The sequence below is a fragment of the Pseudomonas imrae genome, assembly GCF_046352735.2.
GTDB lineage: Bacteria > Pseudomonadota > Gammaproteobacteria > Pseudomonadales > Pseudomonadaceae > Aquipseudomonas > Aquipseudomonas imrae.
The window spans coordinates 2,340,370-2,362,083 of the sequence record NZ_CP110853.2 but is presented as its reverse complement, the minus strand read 5'-3'; the positions used below and the strand labels follow the sequence as shown (position 1 = coordinate 2,362,083).

18 protein-coding genes are annotated in these 21,714 nt (G+C 60.1%); 8 read left to right on the top strand and 10 right to left on the bottom strand.

The features are described 5' to 3' along the window. Window positions 1-130 precede the first annotated feature (130 nt). The 4 genes from OQ460_RS10590 (at window position 131) to OQ460_RS10575 (ending at window position 4,759) form a co-directional block, all read left to right on the top strand. A complete protein-coding gene (locus OQ460_RS10590; protein WP_410021973.1) occupies window positions 131-1,936 on the top strand; it encodes a HAMP domain-containing protein in 1,806 nt (601 codons plus the stop codon). Further along, entirely contained in the window at window positions 1,933-2,580 is a 648-nt protein-coding gene (gene narL / locus OQ460_RS10585; protein WP_410021749.1) for a two-component system response regulator NarL, read from the top strand. The genes OQ460_RS10590 and narL overlap by 4 nt, the downstream gene beginning before the upstream one ends. Before the next feature lie 270 nt (window positions 2,581-2,850). Next, on the top strand, window positions 2,851-3,531 hold the full coding sequence (locus tag OQ460_RS10580) for a Crp/Fnr family transcriptional regulator (protein WP_410021748.1): 681 nt from the start codon (window positions 2,851-2,853) through the stop codon (window positions 3,529-3,531). Window positions 3,532-3,610: 79 nt separating this feature from the next. Further along, window positions 3,611-4,759 (top strand): MalY/PatB family protein, encoded by a 1,149-nt coding sequence (locus OQ460_RS10575; protein ID WP_410021747.1) that lies wholly within the window; start codon window positions 3,611-3,613, stop codon window positions 4,757-4,759. Between the two features lie 61 nt (window positions 4,760-4,820). Here the strand turns inward: OQ460_RS10575 and OQ460_RS10570 are convergent, their stop codons facing one another. From OQ460_RS10570 to OQ460_RS10535, 8 genes are all read right to left on the bottom strand, one after another. After that, window positions 4,821-7,211, bottom strand: coding sequence for a TonB-dependent siderophore receptor (locus OQ460_RS10570; RefSeq protein ID WP_410021746.1), 2,391 nt, complete (start codon window positions 7,209-7,211; stop codon window positions 4,821-4,823). 217 nt (window positions 7,212-7,428) lie between these two features. Further along, complete coding sequence (locus OQ460_RS10565) at window positions 7,429-8,364, bottom strand: FecR domain-containing protein (protein WP_410021745.1); 936 nt, start codon at window positions 8,362-8,364, stop codon at window positions 7,429-7,431. Further along, entirely contained in the window at window positions 8,361-8,882 is a 522-nt protein-coding gene (locus OQ460_RS10560; protein WP_410021744.1) for a sigma-70 family RNA polymerase sigma factor, read from the bottom strand. Before OQ460_RS10560 ends, OQ460_RS10565 begins: the two co-directional genes overlap by 4 nt. A gap of 108 nt (window positions 8,883-8,990) precedes the next feature. Further along, window positions 8,991-10,610, bottom strand: a complete 1,620-nt coding sequence (locus OQ460_RS10555) for a GMC family oxidoreductase (protein WP_410021743.1) — start codon at window positions 10,608-10,610, stop codon at window positions 8,991-8,993. Between the two features lie 59 nt (window positions 10,611-10,669). Then, window positions 10,670-11,887 carry a mandelate racemase/muconate lactonizing enzyme family protein gene (locus OQ460_RS10550; RefSeq protein WP_410021742.1) on the bottom strand — a complete coding sequence of 406 codons (1,218 nt, stop codon included), beginning with the start codon at window positions 11,885-11,887 and terminating at the stop codon, window positions 10,670-10,672. Between the two features lies 1 nt (window position 11,888). Further along, window positions 11,889-13,199: an MFS transporter gene (locus tag OQ460_RS10545; RefSeq protein ID WP_410021741.1), complete on the bottom strand. Its 1,311-nt coding sequence runs from the start codon at window positions 13,197-13,199 to the stop codon at window positions 11,889-11,891. 141 nt (window positions 13,200-13,340) lie between these two features. Beyond that, window positions 13,341-14,765 carry an aldehyde dehydrogenase gene (gene aldA / locus OQ460_RS10540; RefSeq protein WP_410021740.1) on the bottom strand — a complete coding sequence of 475 codons (1,425 nt, stop codon included), beginning with the start codon at window positions 14,763-14,765 and terminating at the stop codon, window positions 13,341-13,343. A 105-nt stretch (window positions 14,766-14,870) separates the two neighbouring features. Continuing rightward, window positions 14,871-15,809 (bottom strand): LysR substrate-binding domain-containing protein, encoded by a 939-nt coding sequence (locus OQ460_RS10535; protein WP_410021739.1) that lies wholly within the window; start codon window positions 15,807-15,809, stop codon window positions 14,871-14,873. A 184-nt stretch (window positions 15,810-15,993) separates the two neighbouring features. Between OQ460_RS10535 and OQ460_RS10530 the strand changes: the two genes are divergently transcribed. Further along, a complete protein-coding gene (locus tag OQ460_RS10530; protein ID WP_410021738.1) occupies window positions 15,994-17,172 on the top strand; it encodes a hypothetical protein in 1,179 nt (392 codons plus the stop codon). A 330-nt stretch (window positions 17,173-17,502) separates the two neighbouring features. Beyond that, window positions 17,503-18,753, top strand: a complete 1,251-nt coding sequence (locus OQ460_RS10525; RefSeq protein WP_150294091.1) for a ribonucleotide-diphosphate reductase subunit beta — start codon at window positions 17,503-17,505, stop codon at window positions 18,751-18,753. A gap of 43 nt (window positions 18,754-18,796) precedes the next feature. On the opposite strand, the gene OQ460_RS10520 is transcribed toward OQ460_RS10525, so the two are convergent. After that, window positions 18,797-19,096: a putative quinol monooxygenase gene (locus tag OQ460_RS10520; protein WP_410021972.1), complete on the bottom strand. Its 300-nt coding sequence runs from the start codon at window positions 19,094-19,096 to the stop codon at window positions 18,797-18,799. A 98-nt stretch (window positions 19,097-19,194) separates the two neighbouring features. After that, window positions 19,195-20,205 carry a zinc-binding alcohol dehydrogenase family protein gene (locus OQ460_RS10515; protein WP_410021737.1) on the bottom strand — a complete coding sequence of 337 codons (1,011 nt, stop codon included), beginning with the start codon at window positions 20,203-20,205 and terminating at the stop codon, window positions 19,195-19,197. 98 nt (window positions 20,206-20,303) lie between these two features. Between OQ460_RS10515 and OQ460_RS10510 the strand changes: the two genes are divergently transcribed. Both OQ460_RS10510 and OQ460_RS10505 read left to right on the top strand, forming a co-directional pair. Continuing rightward, a complete protein-coding gene (locus tag OQ460_RS10510) occupies window positions 20,304-21,203 on the top strand; it encodes a LysR family transcriptional regulator (RefSeq protein ID WP_410021736.1) in 900 nt (299 codons plus the stop codon). Window positions 21,204-21,217: 14 nt separating this feature from the next. Continuing rightward, a complete protein-coding gene (locus OQ460_RS10505) occupies window positions 21,218-21,712 on the top strand; it encodes a DUF1289 domain-containing protein (protein WP_410021735.1) in 495 nt (164 codons plus the stop codon). The last annotated feature ends 2 nt before the right edge of the window (window positions 21,713-21,714 follow it).

Here is a 21,714-nt window from a genome sequence, read left to right as displayed (position 1 = left end):
CGGCCTTTTCCCGTGGGCGGGTTCGTCGGCAACTCTTTAGAGGTAGTGCGCCAGGGATTGCATCATCCAATGCTGTTGTCCGTGCCCGGTGCCGCCATGCTGCTGTTTATTGCTCTTCGATTACGCCGTGATGCTTGACTGGCTGCGCAGCTCCCTGCCCGCTCGCGCCGGCCTCGCGGTGATCCTGATTGCGATCCTGGCGCTGGCCAGTTCCTTGAGCGCCGGTCTGATTGCCTGGTTCAGCCAGGGTGACGGCGCGGCGATCAATACCGCTGGCTCCGTGCGCATGGAGACTTACCACCTGAGCTGGAAAATCGCCGCCAACGCCGAGGAGGCTGAGATTCAGGCGATCACCCAAAGCCTGCAAAAACGCCTGGACAGCCAGTCCCTCAAGGCAGTGCTGGAAGACGGCCCCCACAGCGCCCTGCAACAGAGCTATCGGCAGATCCAGCAGCACTGGAACGAACAACTGCGCCCGGCCATCGAGCGCGGCGACGGTGCGTTTTTCCGCGACCGCGCGCCAGCGTTTGTCGAGCAGCTCAATAAATTCGTCAGCCTGCTGCAGCAGCAGAGCGAACATAAACAAAGCTGGCAGCAACTGATCCAGGGCCTGGCGCTGTTCAGCACGCTGATCATCCTGCTGGTCGGCCTGTATGAACTGCAGTACGGCGTGGTCACGCCCTTGAAGGAGTTGGTGGACGCCACCCGGCGTTTTCGCGATGGCGACTATAAGACGCGGGTCAATCACCGCTCACAGGATGAACTGGGCCAGTTGGCGCTGAGTTTCAACGCCCTGGCCGAAACCATCGAAGAATCACACCGCACCCTGGAACGCCAGGTGCAGCACAAGACCCTTAACCTGCAACAGGCCAACGCCGCGCTCGAACTGCTGTACGAGAGCAGCCGCAGCCTGGCCACGCGCCTGGCCAACGCCGAAGGTCTGGATGAATTGATCCGGCGCTTCCAGAAACGCCTTCCGGGCCTGCGTCTGTCGTTGTGCCTGCAGGGTCACTTCCTGGCGCCTGCGCAGCAAATGCTCGCACTACATGGCGAGAACAGCCGCAACGTTTGCGCCATTGGCGATTGCGCCACCTGCGAGCGGCATCACGTCGCCCCGCCACAGGTGTTCAGCATCAGCAACCAGGGCGCGGAACTGGGGGAACTCAAGGCACATTTTATCGACGGGCATGCGCCCCAGGACTGGGAAAAACAACTGATCCAGGCCCTGGCCAACCTGATCGGCACCTCGCTGTCCCTCAAGCGCCAGCGCGAACAGGACCACCGTCTGTTGCTGCTGGACGAGCGCACCATCATCGCCCGTGAACTGCACGACTCCCTGGCCCAGGCATTGTCGTACATGAAGCTGCAAGTCAGTCGCATGCAGACCTTGCTGCGCCGTGGCGAGCCTGCGCAAACCCTGGAGACCGTCACCGGCGAACTGCGCGAAGGCCTGAACAATGCCTATCGGCAATTGCGCGAATTGCTCACCACATTTCGCCTGCAAATTCACGATGCAGGGCTGGTGCAAGAACTCAAGGACACTGCCGAGGAGTTCTCCCGGCGCGGCGAATTCCAGGTGCATCTGCAGGTCGATGCCCTGGCCTTTCAGTTGTCGGCCAGCGAACAGATTCATCTGCTGCAAATCACCCGTGAAGCCCTGTCCAACTGCCTGCGCCACGCCCACGCGCAAAACGCCTGGCTGCAACTGCGCCAGAACGGCGAGAGCGTGAACTTGAGCATCGAAGACGATGGTCGCGGCTTCAGTGGTGCAGTGGATCAGCGCGAACACCACGGCCTGACCATCATGGACGAACGCGCGCGCAGCCTGCGCGGCCAGCTCGATATCTCGTCGCGCGAGCCCCAGGGCACCCGGGTGCAATTGCTGTTTCGCCCGGAATTCCTCGGGCACTCCCTACAAGAAGGTAGCCCGTCATGAACACCCCACAGCCGCATCGCATCCTGCTGGTAGACGACCACCCGATGATGCGCCACGGCATGCGCCAGATGTTCGAACTGGAAGACGATCTGCAAGTGGTCGGCGAAGCCGGCAACGGTGCAGAAGCCCTGGAGCAGATCGAGTCGCTGCAACCGGACCTGGTGCTGCTGGACAACAACATGCCGCAGATGAACGGCCTGGAAACCTTGCGCCGCCTGCGAGCCATGGCGTATGGCGGCAAGGTGCTGCTGTTTACGGTGTCGGATGCCGAGGATGATATCCGGGATGCCCTGCGCCTGGACGCCAACGGTTATTTGCTCAAGGACATGGAGCCGGAGTTGCTGATTCAGTACATCCGCGACGCTCTCCACGGCGCGCTGGTGATCAGCCCTGGCCTGACGCGTGTGCTGGCCCAGGCGTTGCGTTCACCTCAGCCCCATGCCGGCATCGAGCTGACCGAGCGTGAGCGGCAGGTACTCAAGACCATTGCTGGCGGGTACAGCAACAAAGTCATAGGGCACAAGTTGGGGATTACGGAAGGCACGGTGAAAGTGCATGTGAAGAATCTCCTGCACAAACTGGGGTTGCGCTCACGGGTGGAAGCGGCGGTTTGGGCCATGGAGCATTTGCGGCAGGTTTCTTGAGGTTTGGGGAAGCGGTGTGTATGCGTTGTCACGGCCCTCATCGGTTCCACTTTGCTGGAAGATCTTCATCTCTTCACGATCAGTGTCAGGCCAATACAACTTCTCCTGGAAAGGCTCGGCATTAAGGGCCAGCCCTTTCAAGAACTTTGAAGACACAGGTATATGGCAAAACCACCAGAAGCCGTGACCGCAGCAACGCACATGTACCTCCAACGAGGCATAGCCCGCACCACGCCCAGGTCCTACCATGGACGCGAGCGGAGGTACGCCATGCTGACCCATCCATCCATTGTTTTAACCCTGCGCCGGCATCATCTGTTCAGCCCATTGCCGGAAAAAATCTTCCAGGATGTGTGCAGCCTGGCCAATCTCAAGCGCCTGCCTGGCCACACGACCCTGGTGCATCAGGGTGATTCCGCCACGCGCTTTTTCCTCTTGATCAGCGGCCAGATCAAACTGCACCGCGTCACCGGCGAAGGCCAGGAGCATCTGGTAGAAGTCATCTGCCCTGGCCAGACCTTTGCCGAAGCCTTGCTATTCAGCCAGGCCAAGGCTTATCCGGTCAGCGCGACGGCCCTCAAGGACAGCGTGCTGGTGAGCATCGAGGGGCATCACTATCGCAAGGCCCTGGAGGACCAGCCGCAAATCTGCCTGGCGATCCTGGGGACCATGAGCCTCCACCTGCATCAACGACTCAAGGACATCGACACCCTGACCCTGGCCAATGCCAGCCGCAGGGTGATCAACTTTCTGTTCCAGGAGCGCGACGCCGTCAGCGGTGACGTGGTATTGCAAGTGCCCAAGCGTCTGGTGGCATCAAAACTGGGGATTCAACCGGAGACATTTTCACGCATCCTCCATCGGCTGGTGGAAAGCCGGTTGATCGAGGTACAGCGGCGCACGATCAGGATTGTGTCGCTGGAACAACTGATGGCCTACCAGGCCGGCTGACAATCAGCACTGGTGTACGGGGTGTATGGGGTTAGAATCAGCCTCATTTGTCGCCAGCCTTCCTGACACGAGCGCCCTCATGAGCTTTGATTTCGATACGATCCATCCCCGTTTCGGCACCGGCAGCACCAAATGGAGTCGCTACCCCGAAGACGTCCTGCCGATGTGGATTGCCGACATGGACATCGCTGCACCAGAGGCGATCCTTAAGGTGCTGCACCAGCGCCTGGACCAGCAGATGCTCGGCTACAGCGTGGCTCGCCCACAGGTGCGCGAAGCGATTGTGGCCGATCTATGGAACAAGTACGCCTGGCGCGTGCAACCCGATGAATTGCTGTTCCTGCCCGGCGTAGAACCAGGCTTCAACATGGCCTTGAACGCGTTTGTCGCGCCAGGCCAGTCGGTGGTCTTGCAGACGCCCAACTATGCGCCGTTGCGCCATGCGGCGGGCAACTGGGATTTACCGAAGATCGAGGTACCGTTCGAGCTGAACGACCAGGGCGAGTACCTGACGCCGCTGCCGGCCTTGCGCCAGGCATTGAAAGGCGCAGGCGCCCTGCTGCTGAGCAACCCCCACAACCCGATCGGCAAGGTGTTCCCTCGCGAAGAATTGCTCGCCGTGGCCACCGAATGCCTTGCGCATGGCGCGCTGATCATTTCCGATGAAATTCACGCCGAGCTGTGTTTTGACGGTCGCCGGCATATCCCTACGGCATCGCTGAGCCCGGAGATTGCCCGGCGCACCATTACTCTGATGTCGGCGAGCAAGGCTTACAACGTGGCAGGCTTGAAAACCTGTTTTGCGGTGATTCAGGACCCGGATATTCGCGAGCGCTTCAACAAGGCTCGCCGTGGCATGGTCGACAGCGTCAGCCCGCTGGGGCTGGAAGCCACTTGGGCGGCCTACAGCCAATGCGGCGAATGGCTGCAGGCGCTGGTGGCATACCTGCAAGGCAATCGCGACTATCTGCTGGATGCGGTGCGCAACCGCTTGCCGGGCGTGGTGATGCATGCCCCTCAAGGCACCTACCTGGCCTGGCTGGACTGCAGCGCACTGGGGCTCAGCGACCCGCAGCAGTTCTTCTTGAAGCAGGCCAAGGTCGGCTTGAGTGCCGGCGTGGAATTTGGCGATGACAGCCAGCAGTTCGTGCGCTTGAATTTCGGCTGCCCGAGGGCACTGCTCGAGGAAGGGATTGCGCGCATGGAGCGCAGTTTGCTCAACCGCTGAAGGCGCCGCGCACTGATCGTTCCCACGTGTCGGGGAACGACCAGGCCACCCGCGGCGTCGATCAGAAACCTATCGTCGCCGAGACCAGCCAGGTGCGCGGTGTCGACAGGGTCAAGCCTGGGGCGCTGTCGCTGGAGGTGGCGGCCGAAGCCCAATAGGTGGTGTTCAGTACGTTCTCCACGGTGGCGCGCAGAGTGACCGGCTTTTCGTTCAGCTTGAAGCTGTAGCGTGCGCCCAGGTCGTAGCGTTCCCAGTCGTCGATTTTCTGCTGGTTGGCGGCGTCCAGGTATTGCGCACCGGTGTGAATGGCACGGGCGGTCAGGGTCAAGCCTTGCAGGCGTTCGACGTCCCATTCGGCGCCTAGATTGACGTTGGCCACTGGAGCGCCGGTGCCGCGCTTGCCATCCGTCAGGCCTTGGGCAGTCTTGGTTTGCTCGCTGTCGAGCAGCATCACACCGCCCAGCAAACGCAGGCCTTTGGCGGGTTCCCCAAACACGTTCAACTCCACACCTTGGTTTCGCAGCTCGCCATTGGGCTTGAAGAACCCCTCGGCATCGATGCCATAGGCCGGCTGCTTGATCTGGAACACACTGGCGCTCATGCCGAAGTTGCCCATGTCGTACTTGGCGCCGACTTCCACCTGCTTGCTCTTGGTCGGCGGGAAGATCGCGTTCTCGTTGCGTACCCCGCTCGAAGGCGCGGTTTCACCCTGGCTCAAGCCTTCCATGTAGTTGGTGTACAAAGACAGTTGCTCGGTGACTTTCACCACCAGCCCCAGAGCCGGCGAGGTGGCTTGCTCGTCGTACTGCGGCTGATCTTTCACGCCATTGCTCCAGGACGTCACTTGTACCTTTTGCAAGCGTGCGCCGAGTGTCAGCAAGACACGGTCATCCAGAAAGCTCAGGGTGTCCGCCAGGGCCAGGCTGGTGAAGCGGTTTTCGGTGTGGGTACTGGTGTCCCAGCGCACCGCCTGGCCTGGATGGGGCAACTCGACCGGGTTGTAGAGGTTGCTCTTGCCGGGGGTATAGCGCTCGCCGGCGTTGTCGAAATCCATATTGAAACGGTTGAGGCTGACGTTGATCGTGTGCCCTATCGGCCCGGTGTTGAACCAACTGCGGGCACCAACCGTGACGGTCTTGACGTCTTCATCGCGCCGAAAACTGCGCGGCACCACGGTGAAGTCACCGTTGCTCTGGGTCGCCTGCACACCATGGCGCAGGAAGCCATAGTTGCCTTTGCGCGCCCCTGCAGCGGCGTAGACCATTAATGAATCGCTGACATCGAACTCACCACGAAGCGCGCCAAAGGTGTCCTTGGTATGGGAGGTGGTCCAGGACTGGGCGAAATTGTCACGGATATCGCGGGCCTTGGGCATCACACTGCCCCTGGCAACTTCAACCCGTTCCTGCGGGGCGTCGGCCGTGCGCTCCTGACGGCCCAGGTCAAGGGACAGGCGCACGCGCTCCTTGCGAAAATCCAGGCCGATCACGCTCATCTCCCGATCAACCTTCTGGTGATCCCACTCGGTATCACCGGACTGCTTCACGCCGTTGAAACGCACGCCAAACTGCTGTTCATCACCAAAGCGTCGACCGATGTCCACTGCCCCGCCGAATTGCCCGGCCGAGGCATAGCTGCCGGTGAACTCGGTCAGCGGTGCATCTGCTGCGCGCTTGGGCTCGATGTTGATACCGCCACCCACACTGCCACGGGGCGCGATGCCACCGAGCAGCGCGCCGGGCCCCTTGAGAATATCGACCCGTTCGACCATTTCCATGTCGATGGCATACGTCGGTAGCACGCCATATAGGCCGCCGTAAGACACATCACTGTTAAACAGACTGAAGCCGCGCACGGAGAACTGCTCAAACCGCCCGCCCGCCGGGTTGGTAATGCGCACTGACGGATCGCTGGCGACCATTTCACCGAGGGTGCGGGCCTGAAGGTTTTTCACTGCTTTAGCGGTGTAGGACGTGAGGTTGAAAGGCGTATCCATGAAGTCGCCCTCCCCCAACAGGCCTTGGGCGCCTTTGCGGGTGACTTGATCACCGGCATAGGTTTCGGCGACCGGTGTGGTGCTGGCACCGAGAATCGAGGTCGCCGGTAGCTGATACGTGCCGCTTTGCGGAGCAGGGATCAGGGTATAAGCGCGATTGCCCAGCGCCTGCAGCTGCAGGCCGGAGCCCTGCAGCAGACGAGCGAAACCTTCCTCGACGGCAAAATTACCGGAAATACCGGTGCTGCGAAGGCCGCTGACCAGCGCCGGGTCCACCGACAGATTGACCCCGGCCAGCCCGGCGAAGCGGGTCAAGGCACTGTCCAGGCTACCCGCCGGCACCTGGAAGCTGCGCCGGGCCGCGTCCTCGGCCCAGCTCACAGGAATACACAACGGGCTGGCACTCAGGCTCAGCAACAGACTCAAACGCAGCAATGATGGCGGGACGACGGGCATTAAAAGGCTCTCTGTTTTCGTTCACTTGCCTTGGATGACAGGCGAAGCGAAAAAAAGGGACAGTACTAAGGCTAAATGCCGTCAGTTAAGGGCCACAAATCCTACAGGCGCAGCAGAACAGTGTGGGAGCTGTCTCGCTCCGCGAGGCTCGACAGCTCCCACATTTGATTTTCGCCATCTTGAGCATCGCCTTCCCTTGACTGATCAGCATCAGCCCTCAGGCCAGTTTTCTGCGCGGCGCCAATGTCACCCAGTACCGGGTGCGCGCATGCACCTCCAGCGCCAGGCTCGAGGCCAACAAGTCCAGGATGCGGTCGGTGTCTTCCAGGCGGTAACTGCCAGTGACGCGCAAGGTTTCCAGGCTCGGGTCCCAGCGCAGGACGCCAGGGCGATAGCGTGCCAATTCGCGCAGAAAGTCGCCCAACCGCTGGTTCCGAGCAGTCAACACCCCGTCGCGCCAACCTAATTGCAAGACATCAAACCTGATCGATGCGCCAAGCCCCGTTGCCTGCAGGCGCGCTTGTTGCCCGGCGCGTAACAGGCTGCTGTGCCCGCGCAGGTCGAACACTTGCACGCTTCCCTTGAGCACGGACACCTGGCAACCCTCGGCCAACTGGCGCACGCAGACCTCAGCCTGGCTGGCAATCACCTGGCCATAGCGCGTCTGCACCGTCAACGGGGCAGCGCCTGGGACCGTCAGCGCCAACTCGCCATCCAGCAAGCGTAGGCTGCGCCGACCCAGGTCCACATCCACGGCGCTGGCCGTGTTCAACTGCAGTTGGCTGCCGTCTGCCAACGGCACCCGTTTGCGCTCGCCCGTGGCGGTATGCAGGTCGGCACGCCAGACGTCGAGGGGCAACTGGCGGCCGAGCAACCACACCGAGGGTATCAATGCCGCCACGCCGAGTGCGCGCTTGAGTACCGCGCGACGCCCCGGTTGCGGCCGGTCAAGGCTGGCCAGCGCCAGGGTGGATGGCAAATCGGCAAAGCGCTGGCGCAACAGCTGCGCTTTCTGCCAGGCCTGTTCGTGTTGCGGGTGGTTGTCGCGCCATTGCTGCAAGCCCGCGTGATCGCGTTCGGTGGCACAGCCAGACTCGAGCAACGCCAACCACTGCGCCGCCGCCCGGGCGACATCCGGTGCGGTGCGGCTCACAGCTCCACCAACAGGCAATGTTCATAGGCCTGGGCCATATAGCGCTTGACCGTGCGCTCGCAGACCTTGAGCCGCTCGGCAATCGCTCGATAACCCAGGCCTTCCAGCTGGCTCCAGAGAAATGCCCGACGTACCGCCGGCGGCAAGCCATCAAGCAGTTCATCCAACGCTTGCAGGGTTTCCAGTAACAACCAGCGCTGCTCGGGAGACGGTACGCAGTCTTGCGGCAAACGCGCCAGGGCATTCAGGTAGGCCTGCTCCAGGCTGCGACGTTGGTGGAAATTGACCAGCAGACGCTTGCCCACTGTCACCAGATAAGCCCGGGGCTCCTGCAGGTCGGGAATCGGCTGGGCACTGGCCAGTACACGCAAGAACGTATCCTGGCTGAGGTCAGCCGCATCCCAGGCATTGCCCAAGCGCCGTCGCAGCCAGTTTTCCAGCCAACTGCGGTGGTCGCGATATAACGTATGCAGGCTGCTGGGCTCTGTGGCGGGCGTTGGCGATACGGCATCAGTCATACAAGCAAACCCTGCGCGGCGCGAGTGAGTCTCAAATGAGATTCATTCTATTTAATATCCCGGCGCCGTACCATGTTCTTTTTCAACCGATGCCTTGCCACGTCGTTATTAACCCCGTTCAGCATCCTGCAAAATCAGATCCGCGCCCTTCTCCGCTACCATCAGCACCGCCGCATGAGTATTGCCTGAAGTGACATTCGGGAAGATTGATGCATCGACAATCCGCAGGCCCTCGATCCCATGCACCTTCAAGCGCTTGTCTACCACCGAGACCTGCGGATCCGAGCCCATGGCGCAGGATCCGCACAGGTGGTAGATCGAACCGCTGTTCTCGCGAAAGTACTGCAGCATTTGCTCGTCACTTTCCACCGCGGTCCCAGGCAAGACTTCAGCCACGGTAATGCCCTTGAGTGCCGGCGCCTGCATGATCTTGCGCATCAATCGGCTGCCCTGGATCACCTCATCGATGTCTTTTTGGGTGCTCAGGTAGTTGGGATCGATCAAGGCGGCATCCCGCGGATTCCTCGATGCGATACGAATAGTCCCCCGGCTGGTAGGCCGGCACGGGTTAAAGCACAACAGAAAGCCTGAATATGGCTCGGGCTTGAGGCTGGCCTTGTTGTTTTTCGGGATCTGGTACGACAGCGGGTTGAAGTACAGCTGCAGGTTGGGATGCGCCTGCGCGTCGTTGCCACGGAAAAAACCGCCCGCCTGGTTGACACTCATGGCCAGGGCTCCCTTACGGGTCAGCAGGTACTTGAGGCCCAGTTTGAATTGGCCGAACAACGAGCTGAGCTCATCGTTCAGGGTCGGGATATTGGCTTTGTAGTAATAGCTGACGCACAGGTGATCCTGCAGATTCTCCCCCACCGCCGGCAGGTGCTTGACCAACGGGATGTGGTGCTCGGCCAACAGCTGTTGGTCGGCAACACCCGACAGTTGCAGGATCTTCGGCGTATCCACCGCACCGGCACACAGGATCACTTCCTTGCGTGCAGTAAAGGTGCGTGCCACGCCACGTTGGGTGATGGCGACGCCAGTAGCGCGTTGCTGATCGTCAAACAGCACACGGTCCACCAACGCATAGTGCTCCAACGTCAGGTTCGTGCGGCTCAACGCCGGATGCAGGTGGGCAAAGCTGCTGGAACAACGCTGTCCGTTACGGGTATTGACGTCATAGAGGCCCGCGCCTTCAAAGTCCGGCCCATTGAAGTCGTCGCTTTGGCCATAGCCCAGCTGTTCACACCCCTGGAGAAACACGTCACAGATCGCGTGGGTCTGGCCTCTCATCGGCGTAATGCTGATGGGACCGCTGCCGCCGTGATACGGGGTGTCACCCAGCGGGTGGGTTTCCAGCTTGCGGAAGTACGGCAGCACCTCGTCAAAGCCCCAGCCATCATTGCCATTGGCGGCCCAGTCGTCGAAATCATGAGCCTGGCCGCGCACGTAAATCATTGCGTTGATCGAACCGGAACCGCCCTGCACTTTGCCACGCGGGGCATAGATGGCACGGTCGGCCAGTTGTTTTTGCGGCTGGCTGTAATACATCCAGTTGAAGGTCGGGTTGTAATACATTTTGGCGAAGCCGACCGGAATCTTGAACCACCAGGAACTGTCTTTACCGCCGGCCTCCAGCAACAATACCGAATACTCGCCCGATGCGGAGAGTCGGTTGGCCAGGATGCAGCCTGCGGCGCCAGCGCCCGCAATGATGTAGTCGTAAGTCATGCACAGTTACCGCGTAAGTCGTTTTACAAAGCCCGCCCGTGACCGGACGGGGCAGCTCATCAGCCCTTGGCGGGCGAGGTGTCTTTGACGTCGACCGGAGCAGGCGCCATTTGCAAGTGCAGGCGCCCGCCGGTATACGGCGAATGTCGACGGACTACTTCCATGTTCAACTCCACCCCAAGGCCCGGCTCGGTTGACGGGATGATGTAGCCGTCTTCCCATTGCAACGGTTTGGTCAGCACTTGGGCGTGGAACCCGCCCCAGGTCATGATGCTTTCCTGAATCAGGAAATTCGGCGTGCACGTCGCCAGTTGGAAACTCGCCGCGGCGCCAATCGGGCCGTTGTACAGATGCGGTGCAATTTGTGCGTAGTACGCCTCGGCCATGCTGGCGATCTTCTTGGCCTCGAGCAGGCCGCCGCAGCGGGCCACGTTCATCTGCAAGATGGACGCACCGCCGGCCTGCAACAGCTTGAAAAATTCGTACTTGGTGGTCAGCCGTTCACCGGTGGCAATCGGAATACTGGTCTTGGCTGCGACTTGCGCCATGGCGTCCTCCTGGCCTGGCGGCACAGGCTCTTCAAACCACAGCGGATCGTACTTTTCCAGACGTTTGGCCAGGCGAATCGCTGACGACGGCACCATCTGCCCATGCGTCCCGAACAGCAGGTCGCATTTGTCACCCACCGCTTCGCGGATCTTGCGACAGAAGGTTTCGCAGCGTTCCAGCACTTCAAGGGAAATCTGATGACCCGAATACGCGGTGTAAGGGCCTGCCGGGTCGAACTTCACCGCAGTGAAGCCCTTGTTCATGTTTTCAATCGCGCATTCGGCAGCCAGATCCGGGTCGTCGTAGTCGTACTCACCCTGGCTGTTGACCGGGTACAGGTAGGTGTAGGAACGCAGGCGCTCATTCACTTTGCCGCCGAGCAATTCGTACACCGGCTTGTTCGCGGCCTTGCCGATGATGTCCCAGCAAGCCATTTCCAGGCCGCTGACCACGCCCATCATTGTCAAGTCCGGGCGTTGGGTGAAACCACTGGAATAGGCCTGGCGGAAGAAGCGCTCGATATGGTGCGGGTCATGGTTGAGCAGATAGCGTTCAAACACGTCTTCAATGATCGGCAGCATGGCCTTGGGGCCAAACGTAGCGGCGTAGATTTCGCCGACCCCCTCAATGCCGCAGTCAGTCTTGAGCTTGACGAATAGCCAGTACATGCCGCCGATGTGTGGAGGCGGCACGGCAACGATATGGGTTTCAAGGGCGACGATTTTCATCTCAGGCACCTGTCTGGTTCAGTTTTTTACGATTGATTCTGGCGCGCAGGGCCAGGGCCGCGAGGGTCCCGAGCACGCCGATAAAGGCGATGTAGCCGAAGTACAAGTTGTAACCGACCGCACCTGGATAGGTTTCGGTGAGGTAGCCGTTGATCAGCGGGATAAAGGTGTCGGGCAGGTAACCCACCACCGAGACGATGCCGATGGCCAAGCCGGTGATCCGCAGCGGGATCTCACAGCTGTCGAGGATTGCCCAGTACAAGCCGCGAATGGCATAGGTCAGCAGGCCGATAAAAATCACCGTGCCAATCAACAAGCCGAGGCTGTTGAACCCCGGGAACACAATCAAGCCGACCATCGCCAGGGTCACGAGTGCCAAGGCGACGACCAGTACCGAAATATTCGAGAACTTGTCCCCCAGCCAGCCACCGCCGATACCGCCAATGGGCCGCATCCAAAGCTTGATGGTGGTGATGGTGCCAGCCATCACGGCGGTCATGCCGCTGCCTTGCAAGTAGTCGGAAAAACTATAGGTGGCCCAGAACATGTGATAGCCGCAGAACACAATGGCCGTCACCAGCCACAGTTCGGGGATTTTCATCAGCGTCTTGAGGTCGGTGATCAGGTTGAACGTGCCCTCTTGCACTGGCGCGGCTTCTTGCATGGACTTCGGGTCCTTGATCAGCACCAGCACGCAGCCGATTGCGATACACACCACCGAATACAGATACACCACCTGCTTGAAACCTTCGGCCGCCGATTGGCTGCGGGTCTCGGTGGCGTAAGCGAACAAACCCAGCGCAACCGTCGCGAGCAAGGCCTCCACCAGGCCTCGGCCACCGTCAAGAATGCCAAAGAAACGGCCCTGCTCGCTCCGGTGGGCAATCATCTTCACGCGCTTGAGCACCGATGCCCAAAAAGTCAGGCCTGTGGTCAGGCCCCAGCAACCGAAGATGATCATCAAGCCGGTCATCGACGGCACCGTGGAGTACCACAGGCCAAGTACACCCGTGGCCACCAGCGAGAAGAAGATCAGGAAACGCGGCGGCAGGCGATCCGCCAACCAGCCGCTGGGCAGGTAGCTGAGCAAGAAGATCGTGCCCAGCATCGAGTACAGATAGCCCAGTTCAGTGTGGCTGATCTGGAATACATCGAGCATCGTGGTCTGGTAGACCTGGCGCAGATAGAGAATCGGGTAGATCGCCCCGGCGGCCAGTACCAGCAACATCAATTGGAAATAGCGACTGGCGGTGTCGTGGGGGGCCGCAGACGCGGCGTCAAAACCCTGGGCAACAGGTGCAGGCTTGGACATGTTCGAGACCTCGGGCACCCGATATCCGGGGCCCTGATAATTGTTGTTATAGAGGCAGCGGCAAGTGCCAGGCTACAAGCGGCAAGTAAACCTTGCGCGTCATAACCTGCAACAGGCAGCTTGAAACGTGTAGCGGTGACCCTAATACTTCATGACCACCAAGCGGGTCTGGGTGAATTCGAGCATGCCGTGCTTACCGTCATCACCGCCCAGGCCCGAGCGTTTCCAGCCGGCATGGAAACCCTGATAGGGATCGGCCGGCGTACGATTGACGTACAACTCTCCGGCTTCGATGGCGTTGGCGACTTTCATCGCCGTGCGGTAGTTTTCGGTGTAGAGCACCGATGCCAAGCCAAACTGGTGGTCATTGGCCATGGCCAGCGCTTCGTCGATATCGTGGTACTTGAGCACCGGCAGCACAGGGCCAAAGATTTCTTCCTGGATGATTTCCATGTCCTGGCGGCAACCACTGAGCAGCGTCGGCGGATAGAAATGACCCGAGCCTTGGGGCAGCACACCGCCCGTTTCCAGCACAGCGCCTGCCGCCACCGCGCGTTCAACCATCGCATGGATATTCCCACGGGAACTGGCGTTGACCAGCGGGCCCATCAGCCCGGCATCCGTGGCGCGATCGCCATATTTCACCGCACTGATCTTGGCCTTGAGCAGGGCCAGGAACTGGTCGTGGACGCTTGCCTGGACGTAGACCCGCTCCACCGCCGTGCACAACTGGCCGCAATGGGTGGTCTTGGACGCTACGATAGCGCTGGCGGCGGCTTCCAGATCAGCGTCGGCCTCAATAATCGCAGGGGTCTTGCCTCCCAACTCCAGGGATGGTTTGGCGATATTGGTCTTGCAGTAATCCAGCACGATACGCCCGGCGTTGACACTGCCTGTCAGGGTGATCAGCCCGACCGCCTTGTGGGTACACAGCGTGGCAGCCGTGGCGTGGTCCATGGTCAGGATGTTGATCACGCCCGCCGGCATACCCGATTGCACCACCGCCCGGGCGATTGCGAAGGCCGACAGCGGCGTGTTGTTGCTGGGGCGAACGACTACGGTATTGCCCGCAATCAACGCCGGGGCGATCTTGCGCAGCAGGGTGTAGACCGGGTAATTGAACGGGATCAGGCAGGCGACGACACCAATGGGTTCGCGTTGCAAAAACAGATTCTCGTCAGGTGTATCGCTGGGGATGATTTCACCTTCGATACGGCGCGCCCATTCAGCGTGATAACGCGTGATCTGCGCGGCATAACGGGCTTCGTTGCTGGCGTCATCGAGGCTTTTGCCTGACTCGCTGGCCAGCGCTGCGCCGATGGTTTCGGCGCAGCCTTGCAGTGCATCAGCGAGGGCGCGCAGGTGCTCGGCGCGCTCGATGCTGGTGAGTTTGCCCCAGGCTTTCTGGGCGACGGCTGCAGCGGTGACCGCGGCGACCGCTTCTTGCGCGGTGGCCGCAGCGACCTGGCCGATCAGGGCTTCTGTGGCCGGGTTGTAAACGTCGATCCTCGCGCTGCTTGCAGGGTCGACAAACTGACCATTGAGAAAATTGCGCTCGATTTGCATTGGTTTCGCCCATCGTTGTTGTTATCCGAGTGACGTGCAGTCTTGTCATCGGCCAACGGCGGGACAAACGATTTATTAAGCGCAGTAACATTCATAAAACGCAGGTTAGTCGCCAAATGCTGCAGTAGATGGCTCCAATTGGCGCTGCGCCAACCAGATTTCTTCCTGCAGCCACTGGCTGAATATCTGCAATTGCGGCATCTCGGCCTGCTCCGGACGCGTCACCAACCAATAGGACTGGTGCCCCTCCACATGCACGTTGAGTACCTGGGTCAACTGCCCACTGGCCAGTTCTGGGGCCACCATGTGCCAATCGGCGATGGTGATCCCCAGGCCGTCAATTGCGGCACGAATCGCCAGGTCCAACAGGTCGAACTCATACCCGCTCTGAGTATCTACGCCGGTGATGCGGGCCGCATCCAGCCAGTGTTTCCAGGTGAGGTAGCGCTGATCCTCATTGGCCAATACGTGCAAGAGGGTCATGCGCTCAAGGTCGATGCCTTGCTCCCCGCACTCGCGGGCATATAACGATGGCGCACACACCGCAATGTGCCGCTCGTGAATCAGCAAGGCGCTGTCCAGGCCATCCCATTCACCGTTGCCAAAGCGAATGGCGCAGTCCAGGGTACTGGTTTCTCCCAGGCTGTCCTGCAACCGCGTAGTGATACTCAGCTCCAGCTCCGGATGTTGCTCGCGCAGACGCCCCAGGCGCGGCATCAGCCAGCGTGAAGTGAACGTCGGCGGTGCATTGATGTGCAGCCGGTTGGAATGGGTTTTCTGTTGGATGCTGCGCACCGTCAATTCGATTTTATCGAATGACTGATGCAAGGCCCGCAGCAATACCCGACCCGCGCTGGTCAGTTCCAGGTGATGATGGCGACGCTCCAGCAGACTTTCACCCAACTGCTCCTCTAGCTGGCGTACCTGGCGGCTGACCGCACTTTGGGTGACATTCAGCCGTTCGGCGGCGCGGGTGAAACTGCCAGTGCTCCCCGCCACTTCGAAAGCCTTGAGGGCGTTGAGACCAGGCATTTTGCGTTTCATGGACAAGACTCGAAAGCGACTGACAAAGTGGCAAGCATCCCACGAACCTGCGGGCGATGCCTATCATCGTCGCTCAGTAACATGCATTTGAAGAAGGTTTGATCCCTATTTTTATCGTTTGTCGCCCCTACTTCCATGACCAAGACTTGCGGCATCTCTAATAAAAATAACCGAGAGCTGCCCTATGTCCTTGCCCGCGTCCCTGCGTCTTAAATCCACCTGCGCGGCTCTGCTCTGCACCCTGGCGGCACCAGCCATGGCCATCCAGGTGACCGACAACCTTGATCTGGGGGGCGCCATTCGTGCCCGTTGGGACGTTGATCCCGACCGTGACATCCAGAAGTTCGGCCTCGACACGGTATTCCTCAGTGCCCAATACACGTCCGACACCTGGATCGGTGAGGCCCAATACCGTTTCTACGGCCGTTCATACCCCTACCAATACACCAAGGACTACGGCGATATCCAGTTCGCCAAGCTGGCGTGGGTCGGCTACAAATTCAACCCCGACCAGCAGGTCCAGGTCGGCCTGAACCAAGTACCGTTTGGATTGGCACCGTTATTCGGCAGCACCTTCTACGAAACCCTGGGCAACGTCATTGGCCTGGAAGATGTACAGCAAGTTGGCGCCAAGTACATTCAGCAGCGCGGCGACTGGAATCTCCAGGCCGGCTACTACCTGCGCCCGGCGTGGCAAGGCAAAGGCACCAGTAAAGGCGTGACGTATTCCAGCGGCGTATCCGGGGCCGACAGTTATGTAGCCGACGGCAGCGACAATCAGGAGCGCAACACCGTCGTAGTACGCGTGGCCAAGATGCTGGAGCTGGGCTCATGGCAATCGGAGGTGGGAGTGTCGGGCCTCACCTCCACCCTGGAAAACAGGGACACCGGCAATGACGGCCGGCGCAATGCTGTGGCCGTGCATTACAGTGGCAAGCAGGGTCCTTGGGGTGTGCAATTGCAGGCTGCGCGCCAACAGATGTCACCGCGCAATGCCGGTTCCTCCGAGGTGGTGACACTGGGCGGGTATGACGGCACTTACAATGTCGCCAGTCGCGGCAACTTGTATGTGGCCGATCTGAGTTATGACATTGACGCAAAGTACCTGTTCGGCCAGATCAGCGGCGTGAAGCTGTACGCCAACTACAGTGCGTTCGACAAGTCCGCTGATGCGTTCAAGACCTCCCAGCGGATGATCCTCGGCACGTCGTTCTCCTTCAACAAATTGTGGATTGCCACGGAATGGCTGATCGGCAAGAACGACCCGTATATCGGAGGCAGCAGCTACGCGCAAAGCCTGGCGGCTGGTGGCAGTAATCAGTGGGAGAACCAGTTGTACATGAATGTCGGGTATTACTTCTGACCTGGGCATCGGCAAGCCCATACCTCACTCAAAAGCCCGCGCGGCAGTGTTCTTGTCCCTCGAAGATGCGTTTGGCATCTTCCAGAGGGGCGGCGCGGATCGCTAGCGTATCCATTCCCCGGACCTGCCTTGTGCGTTGACCATCGCCAAAACACACCATATAGTGTGCCCACAATCAAAAACCACCACTACATAGTGTGCAAAATGCTTTTAGGCCGACCATACTATGCGCAGCATTTCAATGCCTGAAGCCTGCAAAACCATACATTTTTTGGACGGAGTGACCAGCCCTCACAAACCGTCGGAACAGATCAGGAAGGAGTATTTTCAATGCTGAGTTGGGATGAAGTCGACAACGAAGACACCGGTGCAGCGGTGATCAAGGGCGCCAACGCCGGCCACGCCACCGAAGCCAACATGGACCGCCTCGACGGTGCCGGCGCTGCCGCCGCCATCGAAGCCCGCGCCGTCACCGCCAGTGACTCCGCCGCCATCGTTCGCGCCAAGGCCGCCCTCGACAAACTCGACGTCGCCGAAGGCCTGGCCGAGCTCGAAGGCGCGTCCGCCCGCGTCGCCGTCGACGAAAAACGCATGATCAACTGCCGCGCCGACCTCAACCAACTCGTGCCTTTCAAGTACGACTGGGCCTGGCAGAAGTACCTCGACGGCTGCGCCAACCACTGGATGCCGCAAGAGGTCAACATGACCGCCGACATCGCCCTGTGGAAAAACCCCGAAGGCCTGACCGATGACGAACGTCGCATCGTCATGCGCAACCTGGGCTTCTTCTCCACCGCCGACTCGCTGGTTGCCAACAACCTGGTCCTGGCCGTGTACCGCCTGATCACCAACCCGGAGTGCCGCCAGTACATCCTGCGCCAGGCCTTCGAAGAAGCGATCCACACCCACGCCTACCAGTACTGCATCGAATCGTTGGCCATGGATGAAGGCGAGATCTTCAACATGTACCACGAGATCCCGTCGGTCGCGAAAAAAGCCGCCTGGGGCCTGAAATACACCCGCTCGATCTCCGATCCGAAGTTCGAGACCGGCACCGTCGACACCGACAAAGAGCTGCTGCGCAACCTGGTCGCCTACTACTGCGTGCTCGAAGGCATCTTCTTCTACTGCGGCTTCACCCAGATCCTGTCCATGGGTCGACGCAACAAAATGACCGGCGTCGCCGAGCAGTTCCAGTACATCCTGCGCGACGAGTCGATGCACCTGAACTTCGGTATCGATGTGATCAACCAGATCAAGATCGAAAACCCACACCTGTGGGATGCCGAGATGAAAGAAGAAGCGACCCAGATGATCCTGCAGGGTACCCAACTGGAAATCGAATACGCCCGCGACACCATGCCGCGCGGCGTGTTGGGCATGAACGCGGCGATGATGGAGGACTACCTCAAGTTCATCGCCAACCGTCGCCTGTCGCAGATCGGTTTGAAGGAAGAGTACCCAGGAACCACTAACCCGTTCCCATGGATGAGCGAGATCATGGACTTGAAGAAAGAGAAGAACTTCTTCGAGACGCGGGTGATCGAGTATCAGACCGGTGGTGCGCTCAGCTGGGATTGATGCGGGCCCATAGACCGCCCAGGCAGCGGTCTATGGGAACCGCTCAGTTCGACACTTGCTCCAGGAAGATCAGCTGCAACGGCTCCTTGAGAAGATCATCCGCCGTTGCGGCGAAGCGCTTGAAGTACGGCATCGCAAAATGCGTATCGAGTGCCGCCTGGTCCTTGAACGCCTCACGCATATAGAACGTGCCGGGCTCATCGCGCAGTTCAAACAACACATAGTCCAGGTTGCCAGGCTCGGTGCGCGTGGGTTCAACCAGGGCCAGCAGGCCTTCCTTGAGCGCCTGCTCCTTGCCCGGCCTGGCCTTGAGCACAGCAATGGATACCAATGGTTTGTGCATGACAGTCACTCCGGTAGTGGTAAGGGACGGATGCTGGCTTGCACATCCGGTGATCAACAGTGCAAACAGCCATAAACCCAGCGGCCTGATTGACGTTTTCATGCAAAGCCCTCGAGGACGATCTTGCCCCGCGCCTTGCCACTCTCCACCAGGGCATGGGCGTTGCGCATGTTGGCCGCATTGATGGCGCCAAAATGGGCGCCGAGGGTAGTTTGCAAAACGCCCTCGTCAACCAGCCGGGCGATGCGGTTGAGCAGGTGATGTTGTTCGATCATGTCCGGCGTTTCGAACAGCGAGCGGGTGAACATCAGCTCCCAATGCAGGGACAAGGACTTGAGTTTGAGTGGCATCACATCCAGGCTGCGCGGATCATCGATCACCCCCAGGCGTCCCTGTGGGCGCAGGACCTCAACCAATTGCGCCAAGTGTTCTTCGGTGTGCGTCAGGCTGGCGACATGACTGACGGCATCGATCCCCAGAGCCTGCAATTGCGCGAGCATCGGTTGGCGATGGTCGATCACATGATCAGCGCCCATGCGTTTGACCCAGTCTGCGGTTTCCGGGCGCGAAGCGGTACCGATCACGGTCATGCCGGTCAGCTCGCGGGCCAATTGGATCAGCATGGAGCCAACACCACCGGCGGCGCCAACAATCAGCAGGACATCACCATCACCTGTATCTTCGACAACGCCAAGGCGATCGAACAGCAACTCCCAGGCGGTGATCGAAGTGAGCGGCAAGGCGGCTGCATGGGCGGCATCCAGCGTATGAGGTCGATGCCCGACAATTCGTTCATCGACCACCTGGAATTCGCTGTAGCTGCCCGCACGGGTAAGCGAGCCGGCGTAGTACACCTTGTCACCCGGCTTGAACAGCGTGACGTCGGGACCGACCTCGCGAACGATACCTGCGGCGTCCCACCCGAGTATTTTCGGCTCCCTGGCAAACGTGCCAGCACGGACCTTGGTATCCACCGGATTGACCGCCACCGCTTCGACTTCAACCAGCAGATCCCTGCGGCCGGGGGTGGGCAAAGCAATGTTCACATCTTGCAGAGAGCACGGATCGTCGATAGGCAGACCGTGTTGGGTAAAGCTGATGGCTTTCATGGTGACTCGCTTGTGATGAGGGCTGCGCGCATCTTTGCCGTTTCAGGAACAAAGAAAAATCAACACAATGCAGCAACACTTTCACTGCAGGAATGAAAATGATCCGAATCGATGATCTGGGCCTGTTTCTGCGCAGTGCCGCCCTGGGCAGCTTCACGGCAGCTGCGGTCGAGGCCGATTTGCTGCCGGGACAGGTCGCCGCCGCCATCAAGCGGCTGGAGCGCGAGTTGCAGGTAAGGTTGTTTACCCGCACGACCCGCAGCCTGCGCTTGAGCGCCGAAGGCGAGCGCTATTTGCCCACCGCCCAGGCGGTGCTGGAAAGCCTCAGGCAAGGCGAAGAGAACCTGCGCGGTGAAAATGCGCCTTTGCGCGGGACGTTGCAGATTGCCGCGCCGTCTGACCTGGGGCGCAATGTCCTGTTGCCCTGGCTGACGGAGTTTCGCCACCTGCACCCTGAGCTGACGTTGCGTTTGTTCCTGTCAGATCAGGTAAGCAATCTGTTTCGCGACCCCGTGGACGTCGCGATTCGCTATGGATTGAACGTGGACGCCAACTACATCGCCCTGCCCCTGGCTCCCAAGAACCGCCGCGTGCTGATCGCGTCACCCAACTACCTGGCGCGCCATGGCACGCCTGTCGTCCCCGCAGATTTACTGGATCACGCCTGCCTGCTGTACCTGCAAAACGGTCGAATTCATGATCGCTGGCAGTTGGGCACGCACACCGTGCAAGTCGCCGGACCGCTGTTCAGCGACGACGCCGATGTGGTTCGGCGCTGGGCGTTGGCAGGTGAAGGGATCGCCTACAAGTGCTGGCTGGATGTCAGCGCCGACGTCAAGGCAGGACACCTTGTGCGGTTGTTGCCCGATTACCCAGGCGATGTGTATCCGTTGAGCTTCGCCTGCCCACACAGGGGCCAGGTTTCCCGTGCTGTTACCCAGTTGCACCAGTGGTTGAGCCAGCGTTTCAACGCCATGAACCCTCTTGTCGCGGATTAAAAGCAGCCCTATCCATGCCAGATCAAACCATCAAGACGCCCTGCGTCGGCTTGTGCTCCACTGTTTATGGCGACCTGGTCTGCCGGGGTTGCAAGCGTTATCACCATGAAGTCATCCGGTGGAATGGCTACAGTGCGGACGAAAAGCAAGCCGTCTGGCTGCGCCTCGAGCAGTTGCTGGTGCAGGTCATGACCAGCAAGCTGGAGGTGATCGACACCCTGCGCCTGCGCCAACAGCTGGAAGCCCGCAAAATCCGCTTTATGCCGCAGCAGTCGCCGTATTGCTGGGCGTACCAGTTGATTGCGCGAGGTGCGCGGATGATTTCAAACCTGCAGGCTTATGGGCTGGCGCTGTTACCCGAGTTCCGCGAACGCCCCCTGGCCGATCTGCGCGATGCGATCGACCGGGAGTTCTTCCTGCTGTCAGAGGCGCATTACCAGCGCTATATCGCCCCCGATTTTCTGCGCGATGCATTTGACCCCGGACTGATCGCCAGCACCCGCGCATGAAG